Annotated in this window: 1 protein-coding gene (cut by a window edge); it reads left to right on the forward strand. The window is 69.2% G+C overall.

The genetic code is table 11. The features are described 5' to 3' along the window. A protein-coding gene (locus tag AB0M48_RS12200; protein ID WP_363839573.1) for a prolyl oligopeptidase family serine peptidase crosses the window boundary here: on the forward strand, window positions 1–15,863 show its 5' end (the start). 18,619 nt of this gene lie beyond the right edge of the window; the window shows 15,863 of its 34,482 coding nt (coding positions 1–15,863); the start codon lies at window positions 1–3; the stop codon falls past the right edge of the window.

The raw sequence follows: 15,863 nt of genomic DNA on the forward strand, positions 1-15,863 counted from the left end.
GTGGGCTCGGCGGCCGACGGATCCCTGCGCCGGTTCTCCCCGGATGACGTCAGGACGATTCCGCAGCTCGACTCGGCAGGCGCGGTCAGTGGTGTGTTCTTCCCCGTCACCGGTACCGATGTCCCACCCGAGGTGCCCGCTGACAAACCTTTCGAGGACGACACGTTCTTCGTCAGCGCCGCGCGTGCCGGCGCCGTCGCGCTGGCCGATGGCACGGTCGTCTCGGTCGACGCTTCCTCGTTCGGGCAGGTGGTGATCGGGTCCGCCGCCTTCGAGCTCGCCGGTGGCCGTGACCTCGACTCGGTCACCGTGCTGATCGCCGGTGCGGGGGAGCCTGATGAGAACGGCGTGTCGCCCGCCGCGGACATCTGGGAGGCGTTGGCCGGCATCGACGGCCCGCCCAAGGTGTACGCGAAGACCGCGTCCGGGGCGTGGACGACCGTTGAGGACGTCGCGGACGACGAGACGGTGAGGCCGGCTCCAGCACCGTTGGCGCTCGGAGACGTCGATCTGGCCGGCGCTCCGAAGTTCACCGGTGCCGAGAGCGAGATGGCGGTGGTCGTCGCCGACGACCAGAACGGCTCTGTCCCCCAAACCGCGCCCAAGAGCTCCGCGGCCGCCACCGGGAGCATGCCCAGGGTCCGGGAGGACACCGATCCCGAAGAAGCCGGTTCCGAGCCGACCGCCGGCTCCTATGAGGAGACGGCATCCGGACCCGGGGCGACCGCCTTGATGGCGCACAAGTCCCCGGTCGACGACGCGCTGTCCACAGCTGCGCCCCGGGCCGAGGCGGACTACGGGCAGATCGATTCGTCCTACGACGGTGACGAGGGAGAGCTCGAAGCGGAGCGGAAGCTGCGCGAGGCACGGAGCGCGGTCGAGGTCGCCAGGGCGGAGATGCTGGCCGCGCGGGGCGAGCTCGACCGGCGCGTCGACGAGCGGGTGCGGATCGAGCACCTCGGCGTGACACCGTTGCCGATGCCGACGAAGGACGACCGGGATCGGGTGCTGGCCGACGACGCCGACCTGCGGACCCGGATCGAGTCGACCCGTGCTGCGCATGACCGTGCGCGAGCCGAACTGACGAAGGCGTCCAGAGAACTCGTGGCGAGGTCGGCTCCCGCGCCTCGTCTGATCGGGCCGGTGAAGCCGACCGTGCTCGGTGACGACTCCTGGTTCACCAGCACGGCGCACACCGCGGACTGGTTCGAGCCGAAGGACCCCGTGAGCAATGCGGCCATCCGCGCAAGCCGGCAGAACGCGGCGGTCTCGGTCATCGACGGTCGCATGGTCGACGTGCATCGAAAGCCCACGAAACGACCGGAAGGCGACATCTACGCGCCGGACGTGCCGACGGACGCCTACCACCAGGAACTGGAGAACAAGACCGAGCCCCTCACGGAGCAGGAGCGGGAAGACCTGCGACGCAAGCGCGAGTTCGACGCATTGCCTCCGGACCGACGCAAAGCGATCAGGGAGAGGGAGGAGAGCAACGCGATCCGCCGGGCCACGGGCTCGCTGGACATGTTCCAGTCCGGGACCCGTTTCGACCGCCGACGTTTCAACGTGGGCGACAAGACGGTCCAGGATTTCACGCTACGCCTGCACCTCGATGTTCCCAGTGGGGTCACACCACAGCAGGTCGTCGAGCTGAAGCGGCGCGCGTTGGCGGGTGTCAACCGGTTCTTCAACCAGGGCCACCGGTTGCCTTCCGGCGATCAGTTCCACCTCACCGTCCAGTTCCTGGACTCCGCGGACGACGCGCACCAACTCGTGGAGATCATGGACGGCAACTACTACTCCGACAGCGGGGCGTGGTGGCTGCACGAGGGTGAGATCGTCTTGGCCCACGAGATCGGGCACCTGCTCGGACTTCCTGACGAGTACCAGGACAAAACCTCGGCGTTGCGCGCAAGCGCCAGATCGACCGCCGTTCACCGCGACGGCCTCATGACGGTGGGACGCGAAACAGAGCCGCCGATGGCGGTGATCAAGCCCCGCCACCTGTTCCTGATCGAGAAGACCGCTGACGCGCTCGGGTCGATGCCCGAGCCTGCGTCCAGTGGTTACCGCGGTCACAACGCTGATCCAGGACCGCTGCTCACCGGCGATCCGAAGGTCGACCTACCGGACGCACCGCAGAACTGGCCGGCTCTGTTCGACTACTCCGAGCTGGCCGACGACCTGGAGGTAGTGCGCCTCGAAGTGGCCGGTCACCGTGACCCGTCGGACTCGGACGTCGACGGCGGATCGGAGCCCGTCGCGTTCGACGGCGTGGGGTTCGACCCGCTGCCGAGGATCGACGGTGGTTCACCGGAGCCCGACTCCGTTTCGGAGCCTCTGTCACCGGCGTTGTCGGATCTGGACTTCGAGGGGGGCGTGGAACCTCTCACGTTCGACGGGCCGGGGCTTGGTTCGCTCGACGATGCGGACGTGGCCGGTGTCGGTTTGGGGCTCACGTTCGGAGACCGGGAGGCCGAGGTCGATCCGGAGCCTTCGTCGCCCGCGTTGACCGACCTCGGCCTCGACCTCGACACCGGGCACGGGTTCCCGTTCCGGTCGCGGCGGCCGCCGACGCCGAAGCTGCAGGACGAGCTCCGTGGCCCCGATGACGGGAGTGATGTCGGCGACGACGGTTCGCCGATGGCGGGATCTGACGTTGTCAGCGAAGAAGAGAACGGTGACGAGAACCGCCGGTTGATCGATTTCGGAAGAGCCGACCTCGATTCCGCGGAGGCGTGGGACTCCGTGATCGGGGACGGGCTCAGCGCGGAACCAGAACAGGACGGTTCAGCTGCCCACGAGAACGGGGTTTTCGAGGATCCGGTCGAGGACGATGTCGATCCCGGTTCAAGTTCGGAACCGGACGAGACCAGGCGGTACCAGGCTCCGCACGGCATCGGGCAGGCGCGAGGATCGGTCAGACTCCGGGAGGAGACGGCCGTGATGCAGCGGATCGCCCAAGCCGTCACCAACGCTGTCAACAGCCGGGAGCGGGCGCTGCAGCCTCGCGCGTCGTTCTGGACCGAGGTCAAGTCGGCTCTCGGCAGTGCGGTTCGCGTGGTCACCCGCCGGCCGAGCCCGGCACCCATCGACACCGCGGACTTCAACCAGCGGGTCGTCGAGGAGCTGATGGGCCCTGGCGCTGGACTGGAGCCGAAGGCCGTGCTGGAGACGATGCTCAACGGCGGCTTGAACGTGCGGGTCAAGACCGACACGCCGCTGGGACAGGTCGACCAGGACGTCGTCGTGCGGGCGACCCTCGGTCCCGGCGACTTCGTCGGCACCAGGCCAGGGCTGCCGCGCACCGCACCCGAACCGCTCGACCACGGCCAGTTCGGGTCGGTCATCGATCCCGACGTGGCTCCGAACGCGCTCAACAACGTGCCGGACGTCGAGGTGCCGATCGAGGAGCAGGCGCACTTCACACACGACCTGCGGATCACCATGGACGCGCGCGAGGGCGAGTTCAACCGCGCCGTGGCCATCAGTGGTGCGGTCGAGTCGACGATCGCCGTCGCCGACGCGTTGCCCGAGAGGGAGGAACTCACCGGCGAACCGATCCGCGAGGAACGCAGGCCGTTGCGCAAGCAGCAGAAGCGCGAAGGCCACATCGGGCTCAGCCCGGACGCCCAGGTCGACGCGACGCCCGCACCCGCGGTCGAGTTGCACCGGACGTTGACCAGGGTGCTCTTCCCCGCAGACCCGCCTCGGCGCGGCACCGAGCGGCCGGTTCCTCCTCCGGGCACTGCCCGGCGACTCGTCGCCGCCACCACGCCGGCGATGTTGTGGGACAGGGACAACCTCCGCGCGGCGATGTCGGAGCAGGGGCGTGTGATCGAGTTCGCCGGCGGCCCGTTGTCCGCGCTGGCGATCAAACTGGACCTTCTTGACCGGAAGCTGGTGGAGGAGTCCGGCACACCGGACGACCCGAGGTACCACGTGCGCGCCACACCGACGTGGGAGGTGACGGCCACCTACCGCGGCAAATCGATCAGCGACACCTGGTCCGGCTCGTTGCTTAGCGCCCCGGACACGCCCGTCGACCTCGTGGTGGACGGGCAGGGACTCAGGGATCTGGGCCTCGCCACCGTGGAGACGACGGGCGCGCGCGCCACGCACACCCCCGGCGGCTTGGAGACGATCGCCGAGGAGGACGAGGAAAACCCCGGCGGCGAGAGCACGTTCCGCCCCGGCCCCGCCAGGTCGCCCGAGTTCCTCAAGGGCTTGCCCGACTACCTCGTGGACAGCGAGGGTTTCGGCGAAGCCATGCCGCACAAGCAGGTCGAGGGCATCAGCATCGAACGCGCCTTCCGCACCATGTTGCCCAAGACGTCACGGGTGCTGGTGAAGAAGTCGATCGGCGACCGCACCCGCCCGGACACGATGCCGACCGGCAGGCGCAGGCAGAAGATCAAGGGACTGCACCACGTCGAGCGGGTCATGAAGAACGACGTTCCGAGCGTGCTCGGTGACGGCCGCGAGTTCGCCGTGGAGATCGACGGCAAGCCCCACACGCTCGTCGTGAAGGCGAAGTTCGACTGGTCGACCGCGGTCGAGGTGCCCGGCAGACCCCGCTGGACCATGCCGCCGGACACCCTCTACCGGCGGTACAGGAAGCTCTTCAGCGGACACTCGACCGACCCCTCGCTCGCGCTGCCCGTCGTGGTGCCCGCGGCGCCGGTGCTCGTCGTCGTCTCGCTGTCGGCCACCGGCAACGCGAGCCAGGAGATGCGCCGGGACGTCTCCGAGGAGTACAAGCGCGCGACGTTGCTGCTCGACACCGACGTCCGGGTGACCGAGGTGCACGTCTCCTACGAGTTCGAGCTGCGGGACGAGAGCGAGCAGGTCGTCGGCCGGATCGGGCACGGAGCGCAGCCGGGCCTGGGTGGCACGCTCCGCTTCGGCCATCCGAAGGCGCCTCGTTCGAACGGCGGGCGAGGCCTGCGACCGGTGACGCAGTCGCCGCCGAAGGACTTCGGCCTGGAGGAGCTCCAGGTCAACACGCCGGAGGGCTCGTCGTTCTTCGACCAGGTCGCCCGGATGCTGCCGGAGCACCTCACCGAGGTCGGTGCCCCCGGCAGGGAGGTGCTGCAGGAGTTCCTGCACCGGACGAACCTCAAGGCCGGGCTGACCAGCATGGTGACGGCCGATCCGATCGACTACCCGGATTCCGCCTGGCGCCGGTCGGATCCGCTCGTCGCGGGACCGGCCGGCAGCCCGGCGGGCCTCTTCCGGTACGGGTCGGCGGTCGAGATGCGGGCCGTGGCACGTCAGGTGGAGGTCATCGAGGAGCTCGAGTTCTCCGAGGAGAACAAGCACACGGTGGTCCTGCTCGACTGGGACAACTCGAAGGCGGCTCGCACCGACGCGTGGACGGCCAAGCGGCACGGCGCCCTGGGCGTCCTCGCCGGCTACGTCTTCGAGGCGGGTGCGTTCGTACTGACCCTCGGCGGGTTGCTTGACTTCAACCACAAGAGGTCATGGAGCAGCAAGTTCAAGCGGGAGACCGGAATCCGGTTCGAACACGACTATGGCGGCGAGTTCGTCCGCTATAAGACGGTGTACCAGCTGCAGGTCCGGGTGCTGGGCCGGCCTCCCGTGTTCCTCGAGGGAGACCTCCTGGGAACCCAGGTGGTGACGCGGGAGCGCGCGCTCGCTGCCGGGATCACCGGACGGAGCGACCTCGTCTACCGCAGGGGTGACGACCGCAGGCACTTCGCGCCGGCGCACCTGGAGTCCGGACTGACGACGGCGGGCGCCAAGGTCCACTCGTTCCGGGGCAGGGACAGGATCTTCGCCGCGATCGTCGACACCCTCCGCAAGGTGCCGGACCACCGGTGGTACCACTTCAGCTCGTCGGAGTTCCTCAAGTACTTCGACGACCCCGAATTCGCCGCAGGTCTCAAGTCGTTGGTCAACGACATCACGCGGCGGCAGCGCACGGCGAAGCAGCGGATGTCGGACAAGCAGCTGATGCAGCTGATCGACCTGATGCTGGGCCCGGGCCTGGTGATCCCGCTGGTGAAGCAGGGCTGGTTCACCGACTCCGTCGTGACGGTCCGGATCACTGCCACGCTGGAGGGGCTTGCCGACGGTGAGCTCCAGACGGACGTGATCGGCGGCACGCTGGAGACCAGGACGAAGGAGTACGAGACCCGCACCGCCATCGCCACCAGGTCCACCACCGCGGGCATCGGGGCGCAGCTCCGGATCACCTCGGCGATCGCCAAGGGCGCCAACGTGTTCCTGACAACCCTTCGGTTGACACGTTCGCAATCATCGGCTGTCTCCCTCGCCAACGACGCCGGAAAGGTCACGGAGCACAAGCACGGCGGCACCACCCTGCAAGAGAACGGTGCCCTGGGGGAAACGAAGTTCCGCCACTTCGCGGCAGACCTGAAGCTGAATCCGACTGTCACCGCATACACCCGCACGAACAAGTCGACCCGCGCTTTCAGCTTCGGCTCGCGAGGCAGGCACGGACTGGACGTGAGGCCGGTGTCCCTGGCGTCCTCCGGGCTCGACGGAGGACCGGAGCCCTTCCAGCACGTCACGGCCGAGCTGCTGGTCCCGGAACACCTGGTCGTCGAGGGACAGGCTCCGGCCAGGCTCGAGGTCGAGCCGACGAACGCGGAAGCCCTGCCGACCGGCACGTCGATCGAGGACCTCGCCGAGCGCAGCGGCGGACGTGCGGTGGAGGGGGCGGACGTCTTGTCCGTTGCGGGCACCCAGCACATCGTCGACCAGGTGTACAAGGTGCTAGGGGACTCCTCGGACGACGAGGCACTCGGCCAGCGTGTCGGCACCAACGCCGAGCTGATCGTCGACCAGTTCTCACCGGAGGCGTTCCGCAAGGATCCCCGGATCTTCGGCAGGGTGCACGTGGTCGAGAGCCTCAACCACGGTCGCCGCCTCGCCAACGTGCGGGCCAGGGCAGGAGTCGTCCTCAAGCCGGTAAACCCCAGGCGCGTGGGCCCGGTGGAGTACCAGCGCACCAAGAACACGGTTGTCAGCGGCACCGCCGTCAGCAGGTCGGAGAGCGCGCAGACCTCGGTGGACCTCGACCTGACGAACGTGCCTGTCGTCAGCGACGTCAGCGCACCCGCGGATGGTGCCACGGCCAGCCCTGAGGGGGTCTTCATCAACCGGCTGGCGCTGTGGGCTCCTCGCTTCGGCCGCACACGCGCACAGCGCATCCAGGGCGTCGAGAAGACGCACTTCACCCCTAACCCGGTCAAGCGGGTCCTGGTGTCGGTGGACGTCGAGGTGTCCGTCGTCGCCGAGACCCACGAGATCGGCAACTTCGACTTCGCACGCGTCCTGCCGAGCCGTCCGCTCCACTCGGCGGGCGAGAAGTTCACGTTGAACGACGCGGTGCTGATGTGGGTGACCGAGGACCAGCTGGCGCAACTCGAGCACCAGGGCCGGGAAGTCCATCCGGACGGCGGGAACGACGCGGACGCGCCGCGAGTGGCCGAGGAGTCCTCCGAGTCGCCGAAGCTCGCTCCGCCGGAGTCGTTGCAGAACCCGCTCGTCACGTCGCTGGGGATCGGCGCGGTCGAGGGGCCCGTCGACGTCAGCGCCATGGTCACGACCTTGCGCGAGGCGATCAGGGAGCACCCGGAGCTGGGTCCCGAAGCGGCGGAGGAGCTGCTGCCGGTCTCCCCGCTCGTCAGCTCGCAGGACAACACGCGGGTGGTCACCGAACTCCTGTCCAATGTGGATCGGATGTTCAGCGCGGTGATGAACGGCGGTGTTGGGACACCGCTGCGCGTGGAGTTCAGGTGGTCCGGCCGGACCTACGTGTTCACCGTCGCGGGCGAGTGGGCCGAGCCGCCGGGTGAAGGCGAGGTCGAGATCGTCCGGAAGCTCGCCGCTCGCACGATCGTGCTGACCGGCGACACGGACCAGAAGGTCTTCGGGCAGAACGTCCTCGACGTGGGTGCTGTCGCGCGCGCCCACGGCGTCGTGCAAAACCCGGACACCTCGACCCCGTCAGCCGGAAATCTCGGGTCGGGCCTGCAAGGCAGCTACACCGCACTGGCGCAGACGAACACCGAGACGTTCGCGCACTCGCGGACCGCAGGCTCCTACGGAGCGATTCGTGGCCCGGTCGGCACCTACGAGGGAACGGTGCGGCTGACGGCGAAGATCGAGCGGAAGCTCGGGTTCGACGCGGAGAACCAGCGGGACACCGAACCCGCCGTGCTCGTCGAGGCCGTCACCGAGCGGCCGGTCAAGATCAGGAAGATGCCCGAGGAGACGCTGCGCCCGCTGGGTAGTGCGGAGCCGCTCGGAGCCGACAGCGGCATCACCGTCCTGCCCGCCGCGGACGCCGGGGACCTCGCCAGGTGGAGGAAGGACCTCGGCGAGAGCCTGGCGCTACCCGGACCCGGTGACTACGAGGTCGAGCACTACCTCGGTCTCGTCAGCACGCTGCGCACCGCGGCGAAGGTGGCACTTGCGGAATCAGGCGTCGACCTCAGGGCAAACACCCAGGCCGTGCTGGCCGTGGAGACCGCCATCACCCCCGCCACGGTGAAGGCGGGCATGCCCGCCATGAACGACGGACTGTTCCGGTTTCCCGTGGCCGGGACCGATCGCGACATCGAGTTCCACGCCCGGATCAAGCCCGCTCCGAAGCTGGCGTCGGCGAGCGGCCGGGTGGAGATGGACAGCTTCCGCGGCGAGAGCGCGACCGACCACGTCAACTTCGTCTCCGGCAGCGTGCACTCCACCGGTGCGGTCGTGCGCGGCGGCGGCGGTACCGCGGAGGCCGGGCAGAACTACGGCTCCGCCCAGCCGATCGGCGTCGTGGAGCGGCAAGGCCCGGCCACCAGAGAGGACTGGCTCCTCGACCTTCACGCGCACACCGAGAGCACTTCTGGCCGCAACCCCAGGTCGAACCACCGCACCACCCACCCCGGCCTGACCTCCCGCGGGCTCCTCGCGGACGTCGAGTTCAAGGTGGTGGCCAGGAAGCCGGACTCCGCCTCGAAGGTCGGGGTCACCGAGGTCCGCGTCGACAACGCCTACCTCATCCGGATGCGCGAGTCCGCCGCCGAGCGACTCCGGGGCGCCCTGCCGGAGCCGTTGGCCAAGGCGGTCGCGGACTTCACCGCGGCCAGCAAGAAGTGGACGGATGCCGTCGGCGAGCTCGAGGGTGCGCTCTCGGCCGGCACCGATGTCACGACCCTCCGGCAGAACGTCCGTGACGCCGAGGCCGCCTGGTGGCCCGCGATGGCGGAGTACCACGCGCAGCTGGGACTGGCACAGCGACTCGAACGGGTCAGCGCGGAGGATCTGGCCGACGCACAGGCCGTCCAGCCCGTCGCCGGTGCGATCCGGCCGGCGGCGGCGCCGGCGTTCCTCACGGGCTTCGACCAGGAAGCGCTGCCCCCGGACGCGCAGACCGAGTTCTTCGAAGCGCTCGACCTGCTCGGTCCCGCACCCACCCGCGTCGTCACGCCGTCCTCGACGGAGGGATCGGTGGTCAGCGCCAACGGCCGGGACATGCCGAAGATCGTGCACGTGCCGGCGCTGGGAGGCCCCGTCCTCGACGACGCGACCTGGGACTCCCTGGCGGTCACCGCCGAGACCGCGCGACGGGAGGGCTGGACACCCGTCCTGGTGACCGACGTACCGCGCGAGATGTTCGTTGCGGCGCTGGCGGGAGATCCGCATCTGCTCCACCTCACGAGGATGAGCCACCTGGCGAGGATCAACGGGTTCCTGGTCGTGAACGTCGACGAGGTGTTCAACGCCGAGGCGCCGATGGCGCACCAGGAGCTGTTCTCCGCCGCTCAGGACAACACGACAGACGAGGACCGCGACGTCGCCCGTGCCGTTCTCGGAGCCGAGTTGGCGCGTCGCTTCGGCGGTGTGGTGGTGCCGGTGGAGTACGAGCTGAGGGGCTTGGCGAACTTCGCGGGCGTGGTCTCCACGGAGCAGGGCTTCGCGCTCGGCGCCGCCCCGGACACCGGCGCGCCCCCGGTGCTGGCCGTCCCGCGCGGGCACCGGTTCGCCGACCTGTACGCGAAGAACCTACAAGAGGGTGTCCGGACGGCGAGTTCGGCGAACACCGGTGTGGCAGCGGTGGATGCGGCCACCGGTCTCGGCCCTGTCCAGTCCTCCCAGGAGGTCGTGTTCCGGGGAAGGGACGAGGAGAGGCCGGGAGCGACTGACCGAGAAGACCTGGACGATCTCGTCGGCAGCGTCGTCGAGACCCTCGCCAGGGGCTTGCGGGCCCGAGGCGATCTGGACTTCGCCGCAGTGGAGAAGGTGCTGCGCGACCGTCACCCGCACGGTGCGGTCGTGCTCGAGGCCGCGGTGCTCACGATCGCCCGTCAGCAGACGTGGCGGGACATGGTCCGCACCGTCACGGTGCCCGACCGCGCCCCCGGTGAGCCGAACCTGTCAGCCCGGGCCGAACAACTGCTCGACATCTACCCGGACTCGCGTCCCACCGCCCGCGGCATCACCAGCTCGGCGAACTTCCCCCTGGGCCTGGACTCCTTCCCCGCGCCGGAGCCCGAGCCGTCAAGGGCCGAGGAAGCCGCGGTGCTCACCACGAGAATCCAGCAGCACGGAGTGGAGCGCGTCGCAGGCCCGCCTCCGGCCGGCCTCGTCACCAACGACGACGACGCGGGCACTCTGGACCTGGCACTTCGGGTCCGCGACGCGTTGGGGGAGAACGTCGCACAGGACGGCCTGCTCGCCCTGGACGCCGCGGTCGAACTCGCGAATCTGCACGAGCGCCCTGGTCTCGTGCTCAGGGCCGCCCTGTCCGACATCGCCGCCGACCCCGTCCGCGCCGGCCGCGTGCGCCTCGTCGCCATGCCGTCCTCCCCCTTCGAGGGCCTCGTCGACGTCCTCGACCTGCTCCACTTCGGTGACACGGACCTCGACGAGCCCGCACGGGGCGCGAAGCCGGTCACGCTCACAGCGGCACCGGCGGTCGTGCCGCAGCTGCCGGGCTCGGTGACCCTCAAGTCGTACGGGTTCGAGGACTCCGGGCAGCTCGGCGCGGACGCTCTTGCTTCTCTGGAGGTGCAGGCCGAGCAACTGGCCGAGGCGATCGTCGCGCGCCACCGGCTCGGGCTGGCCCCGCCGGAGGTGGTGGTCGAGGGCGGAGGAACGGACCTCGGCGAGCGGCGCCGGCAGAACGTCGAGGCGTTGCTGAAGGTGGCGCTCGACCGGCAGTTGCAGCAGGCGCAGCTGGGCGTGCCCGCGAGCGCACGCATCGCGCGTGACGACGTACCCCTCGTGATCAGCAGGGCCCCCGCCGACAGCCATCCGACGGATCACGTGCGAGTCGTCGTGGACGGCACGGTGCCCGCGCCGGTCGCTGAAGCGACCGCGGAGGACTTCGTGGTCGTCACCGCGCCGGAGCCTTCGTCGTCCGAACCACCCGCGGTCGTCGAGTTCGACGACAACGGCGATGTCGTGAACCAGCCGGCTCTCGTCCGCTTCTTCCAGGACGTGGCACGCGCGGGCAGCACACCGCGTGTTGTCGTGCGGGGCGGAGGGGACCGGGGCGGGTCGCTGCGCACGACCGTGATCAGCGCTCTCAGCGCGGTGTTCGACCGATTCGCGAGCAGGCGAGGTGCCGTCACCATCACCGAGGAGGCGGGTGACGGGCCGGTCACCGCTCAGGTGGACAGGTCGCGGCCGGCGTCGCGGTCCGCGGGCGACCGGTTCAGGACCGCGTTCGACGCGGTGTTCCACCGCAACGGCATCCGCGGCGTGGGCGCGGGCGGGAAGACCCGCTACTTCACCGCCGAGGACGTGGAGGTCGTGCCGCTGGCCGGCAACGGCCGAATCCTGGGCGCGGTGTTCCCATCGAGCCGTGCAGGCGTGCCGGCCACTCAGCACGCGGTGTTCGCGAGCGAGTTCGGCAAGCGCACGGACACCGGAAAGCTTTCTCGTGTCTTCACCGTGGGCGACGGCACCTCGATGGCCGAATCGGTCGAGAGGGGCCAATCCGAGAAGGCGCCGTGGGCGGATGAGCAGCACCCGCCGCTGCTCATCGACGCTCACGGAGCCGACGGCAAGGTGACCGTGCGGCTGAAGAGCGGCGAAGAAGTCTCGATGCGCCCCAGCGCCTTCGCCGAGCTCGTCGCGCGGACCGCACCGATCACGCAGGCGGCGCGGCACAACCCGGACTCGCCGGTGGTCCTGCTCGTTTGCGATGCGCTGGCGGGTACGGCGCAAGCGCTCGACCGCGAACTGGTCGCACGGGGAACTCCGGTGCGCGTCTACTCCTCCGGAGGTGTGGTCCACCTCCACGCGGACGGATACGTCGGCACCGAGGGCGGCGCGTTCACGAGGACTGACGCCGCTACACCTCGGTCCGCGCCGCGGGACAAGCCCGTCCCCAGGGAAGGCGGCGACGGGGTTCGGACGCAGACGCGGAGCACGGAAGGCCCTTCAGCCTCCGCGCTGCTCACGAACCCGCTGCCGAACAAGGCACATGACGGCGATGCGACGGGCGTTGTCCCGGAGCCCTCGATCGTCGTCATCGACCCCGACGGGCACGAGTCACCGACGGAAGTGGAAGACGAGGCGAAGCCGGTCGACCTGCCGACGCACGTCTGGGAGAGCCGGGCGCTCGGTCTGGTCAAAGCGACCCACGAGACGAAGGTGGGCGCGGAGGTCGCGGCCCTGATCACCACAGCACTGGACGGTCAGGTGGTCGAGGGCCTCAAGGCGGTCCAGACGGCGGTCGACGCCGATGGTGAGTTCGAGTCCTTCCTCGGTGACGGCCGTGAGTTCCAGGTCAAGGTCGGCAAGAAGTGGTACGCGGCGACGGTGGTGGCGAGGCTCGAGGTTCCGGACGAACCGGTGGGCAAGAGCGGGGTCAGCCCCGAACACAAGGTGGACCTGAGCGGACTTGACCCGAAATCGGTGTCCGCCAGCAGCACCGTCGCCGTCGCCGGCGACATCGGTGCGACCCTCGTGCTCAACTCGTTCATGGGCCCGGTCGGAACGTTCGGCGCGCGAGTGCCGCTGGGCGTCCCGGCGGTCTCCCAGTCGCACTCGACCGGTGTGCAGACCTTCCGAGGCCTGTTCCCCGGCGAGGTCGCCCAGCAGACCGACGTACCGGTGAGCTGGTCGGTCACGGTGGTCGACGCCGAGTCCAACCCGGTCGGGGACGCGGAGCTGACCCACCCGGTCACCCTGGGCGTGCCCGAGAAGGAGAACTCTCTGCCCGAGGGCGCCGACACCTCGCCGAAGAAGTTCGACGAAGGTGTCCGGCAGCTCACCACGGTGCTCAGCGAGGCCGTGACCCACGTCGGCGGCGCGTTCCCCGAAGTCGCGGCACTGTTGCACCCGTCGATCACCAAGATCGGCGCGCCGGGCCGCACGGCTCTGAAGACGTTCCTCAGCGCGGTGAACATCCGCGCAGAGCTCCCCAACATGCTCGAGAGCTGGGTCACCTCGCCGGACCTCCTGAGCCCTCACGGCAAACGCGGCTCCGCGGTGCGCATGAAGGCGGTCATCAAGGAGGCCACGCTCCTCGACGATTCCGACGACACGACGCTCGCTCTGCACGACGCGTCCACCAGGGGGATCACCAACATCCCGACCTCGAAGCGGGGTGTCGGGGTCTCAGCCAGCTTCGGAGGTGGCGCGGGCGCCGAGTTCCTCGGTGGTGCGGTGCTGCTCGGCGGCAGCGCGGGTGTGTCGAACAGCGAGTCCACTCCCGCGGGCGCGCAGGGAAAGCATGAGATCGGTACGGACATGAAGAGCCGTTCCGGTGTCTACGCGGTGAAGACGGTCGTGACCGTGCAATCGCCCGAGAACGGCGAAACGGTCGACGTGGAAGTCGACGCGATAATTCGGCTCAGCCTCGCCGAGGCCCAGAAGCACGGGTTCGCGGTGCCCGCGGGCTTCGACGAACCGGAAGCCACCCCGCCTGCCGACGGCAAGACGCGGTTCCTGCCGCCGTACCTGGCGGCCGGCCTCGCGACCGGCAACGCGAAGGCCGCCCGGCTCGACAAGATGGACGAGGTCAAGCAGCAGATCGAGCGAACTCTCGCTCAGGTCGAGGGCTTCGAGGACTTCCTGCCCTCGTGGGAGGCCCGCCCGGAGCGCCGGTCGTGGTACCACGTCGACCTGACCGAGGTGAGAGCCAGGATCGCCGAGGTGCTGGCGGGGACCAAGGGGATGGGCGACCTCGAAACGGCCTCGCGGAAGACCATCGAGGAGAACCACCGCGTCGGTGACGACTACGCGCAGTTCGCGGAGTCGATGACGAACCAGCGGATGCTGGACGTCACCCTGTCGCCGGTCGCGGTCAAGTCCCAGATGGACAGCCTGTTCGGCAAGAGCCTCCCGATCACCTTCAAACGCCGGGGGTTCTTCTCCAACGACTACGTTCGCGTCACCGTCAAGGCGAAGCTGGCCGGCACCCGGTACGACGGTGAGGTCGCCGACCACGTCATCCGCAGTTCGGACACGCGCGAGTCGAAGATGGCCGCGAGCAGCAACCGGGAGGTCTCCTACTCGGTCGGCCTGGACGGCCGTCTGGGCGTTCCGACCGCGCCCGGCGACTCCACGATGGCCGTGGTGCCCAACGCCTCCTTCAGGTACAACTCGTCGATCACGCGTCAGAACGCCTCCGGCCCGATGACGGTCAACTTCATGGTGAACGCGGGAAGCACCACGAGCCACCGCTTCTCCGGTGAGGTCGAGTACGAAGTCACGATCGAGACGTTCTCGCGCCCGAGGGCGTGGATGCGCCGGGTGTGGCCGGGTTCGCCGGGCCGGGACACGCCGGTGGTGAAGACGATCGCGAAAACCGTTGCGGGGCAGGAAGAACAGGCTCGTGCCGATGGCGGTCCCATTCCGCTGGAACCGATCAAGGGCGAGGTGCGGCTGTACCTGCCGGACAGCTCGGTGCTGACCGAGGACCCGAAGGTCACCGAGTTCGTCCCCGGTGAACCGGTCGAGCCGGCACCGATGGCGGATCCGCCGTCGATCACTGACCTGTTGCTGAGTCCTCCCGACACGGCGCCGGGGGAGAAGGTGGTCACCGAGTGGCTTCACGTCGAGGCCTTCACCGGTGCCGAGCACCTCGAGCAAGCCGCTCTCGACGCGTTGGTACGAGCCGCCGGCGGCGACGACGTCCTGCCCCTGCCGGGCTCGGCGTCGAGGCGAGCGGTCGACCAGCAATTCGCGCCCGAGCACATCAAGGCGAACCTGAACCACGCGGTGAACACCGGGTTGCAGGAGAACGCGCTCACCTACACCCGCTGGCTGGAGAACCGTGCCGGTGCCATCGGCACGAAGATGGTGCTGACGAACCCGAAGGTGGTGTCCATCTCGGACAACACCGCGATGGAGTACTCGTCCGTCGGTGGCACCAAAGCGCGTGCGGCGACGAGCGAGAGCAAGGGACTGGACTTCAACATGGGGCTGGTCCTGGTCGCGGCGCCGGAGAGCGGTGAGGAACGGCCGACGATCGGACGGGGCGGAGCCGCGCTCTCGACCAAGTTCTGGTCACGCCGCAAGACCACGACGACGGCCAAGGAGATCACCGGGCTCAACGAGCGCAAGCGGAACCTCCCCATCACCAGCCGCACCTTGCTCGTCCAGGTCGACGCGAGAGTCGACATCGTCGCCGAAAGCCGCCTCAGCCACCTGTTGTACAGCCGGGGGCAGGGGCGCGAGGGCGTGACCGTCCAGCTGCCGGGCGCCGTCTATCTCCGGGTGAGCGAGAACCAGGCCCGTGAGCTCGGCTTGCTGCCTCCGGTGCCGGACAGGCAATGGACGGAGCAGGGCGTTCTCGCACCGCCTTCGACGATGCGTGAGAGCAAGCCGAGCTCTCTCGGTTACGGGGTGTTCGAAGAGCTGCC

Source organism: Lentzea sp. NPDC051208 (genome assembly GCF_040682435.1).
In the GTDB taxonomy this organism is placed as follows: Bacteria; Actinomycetota; Actinomycetes; order Mycobacteriales; family Pseudonocardiaceae; genus Lentzea; species Lentzea kristufekii.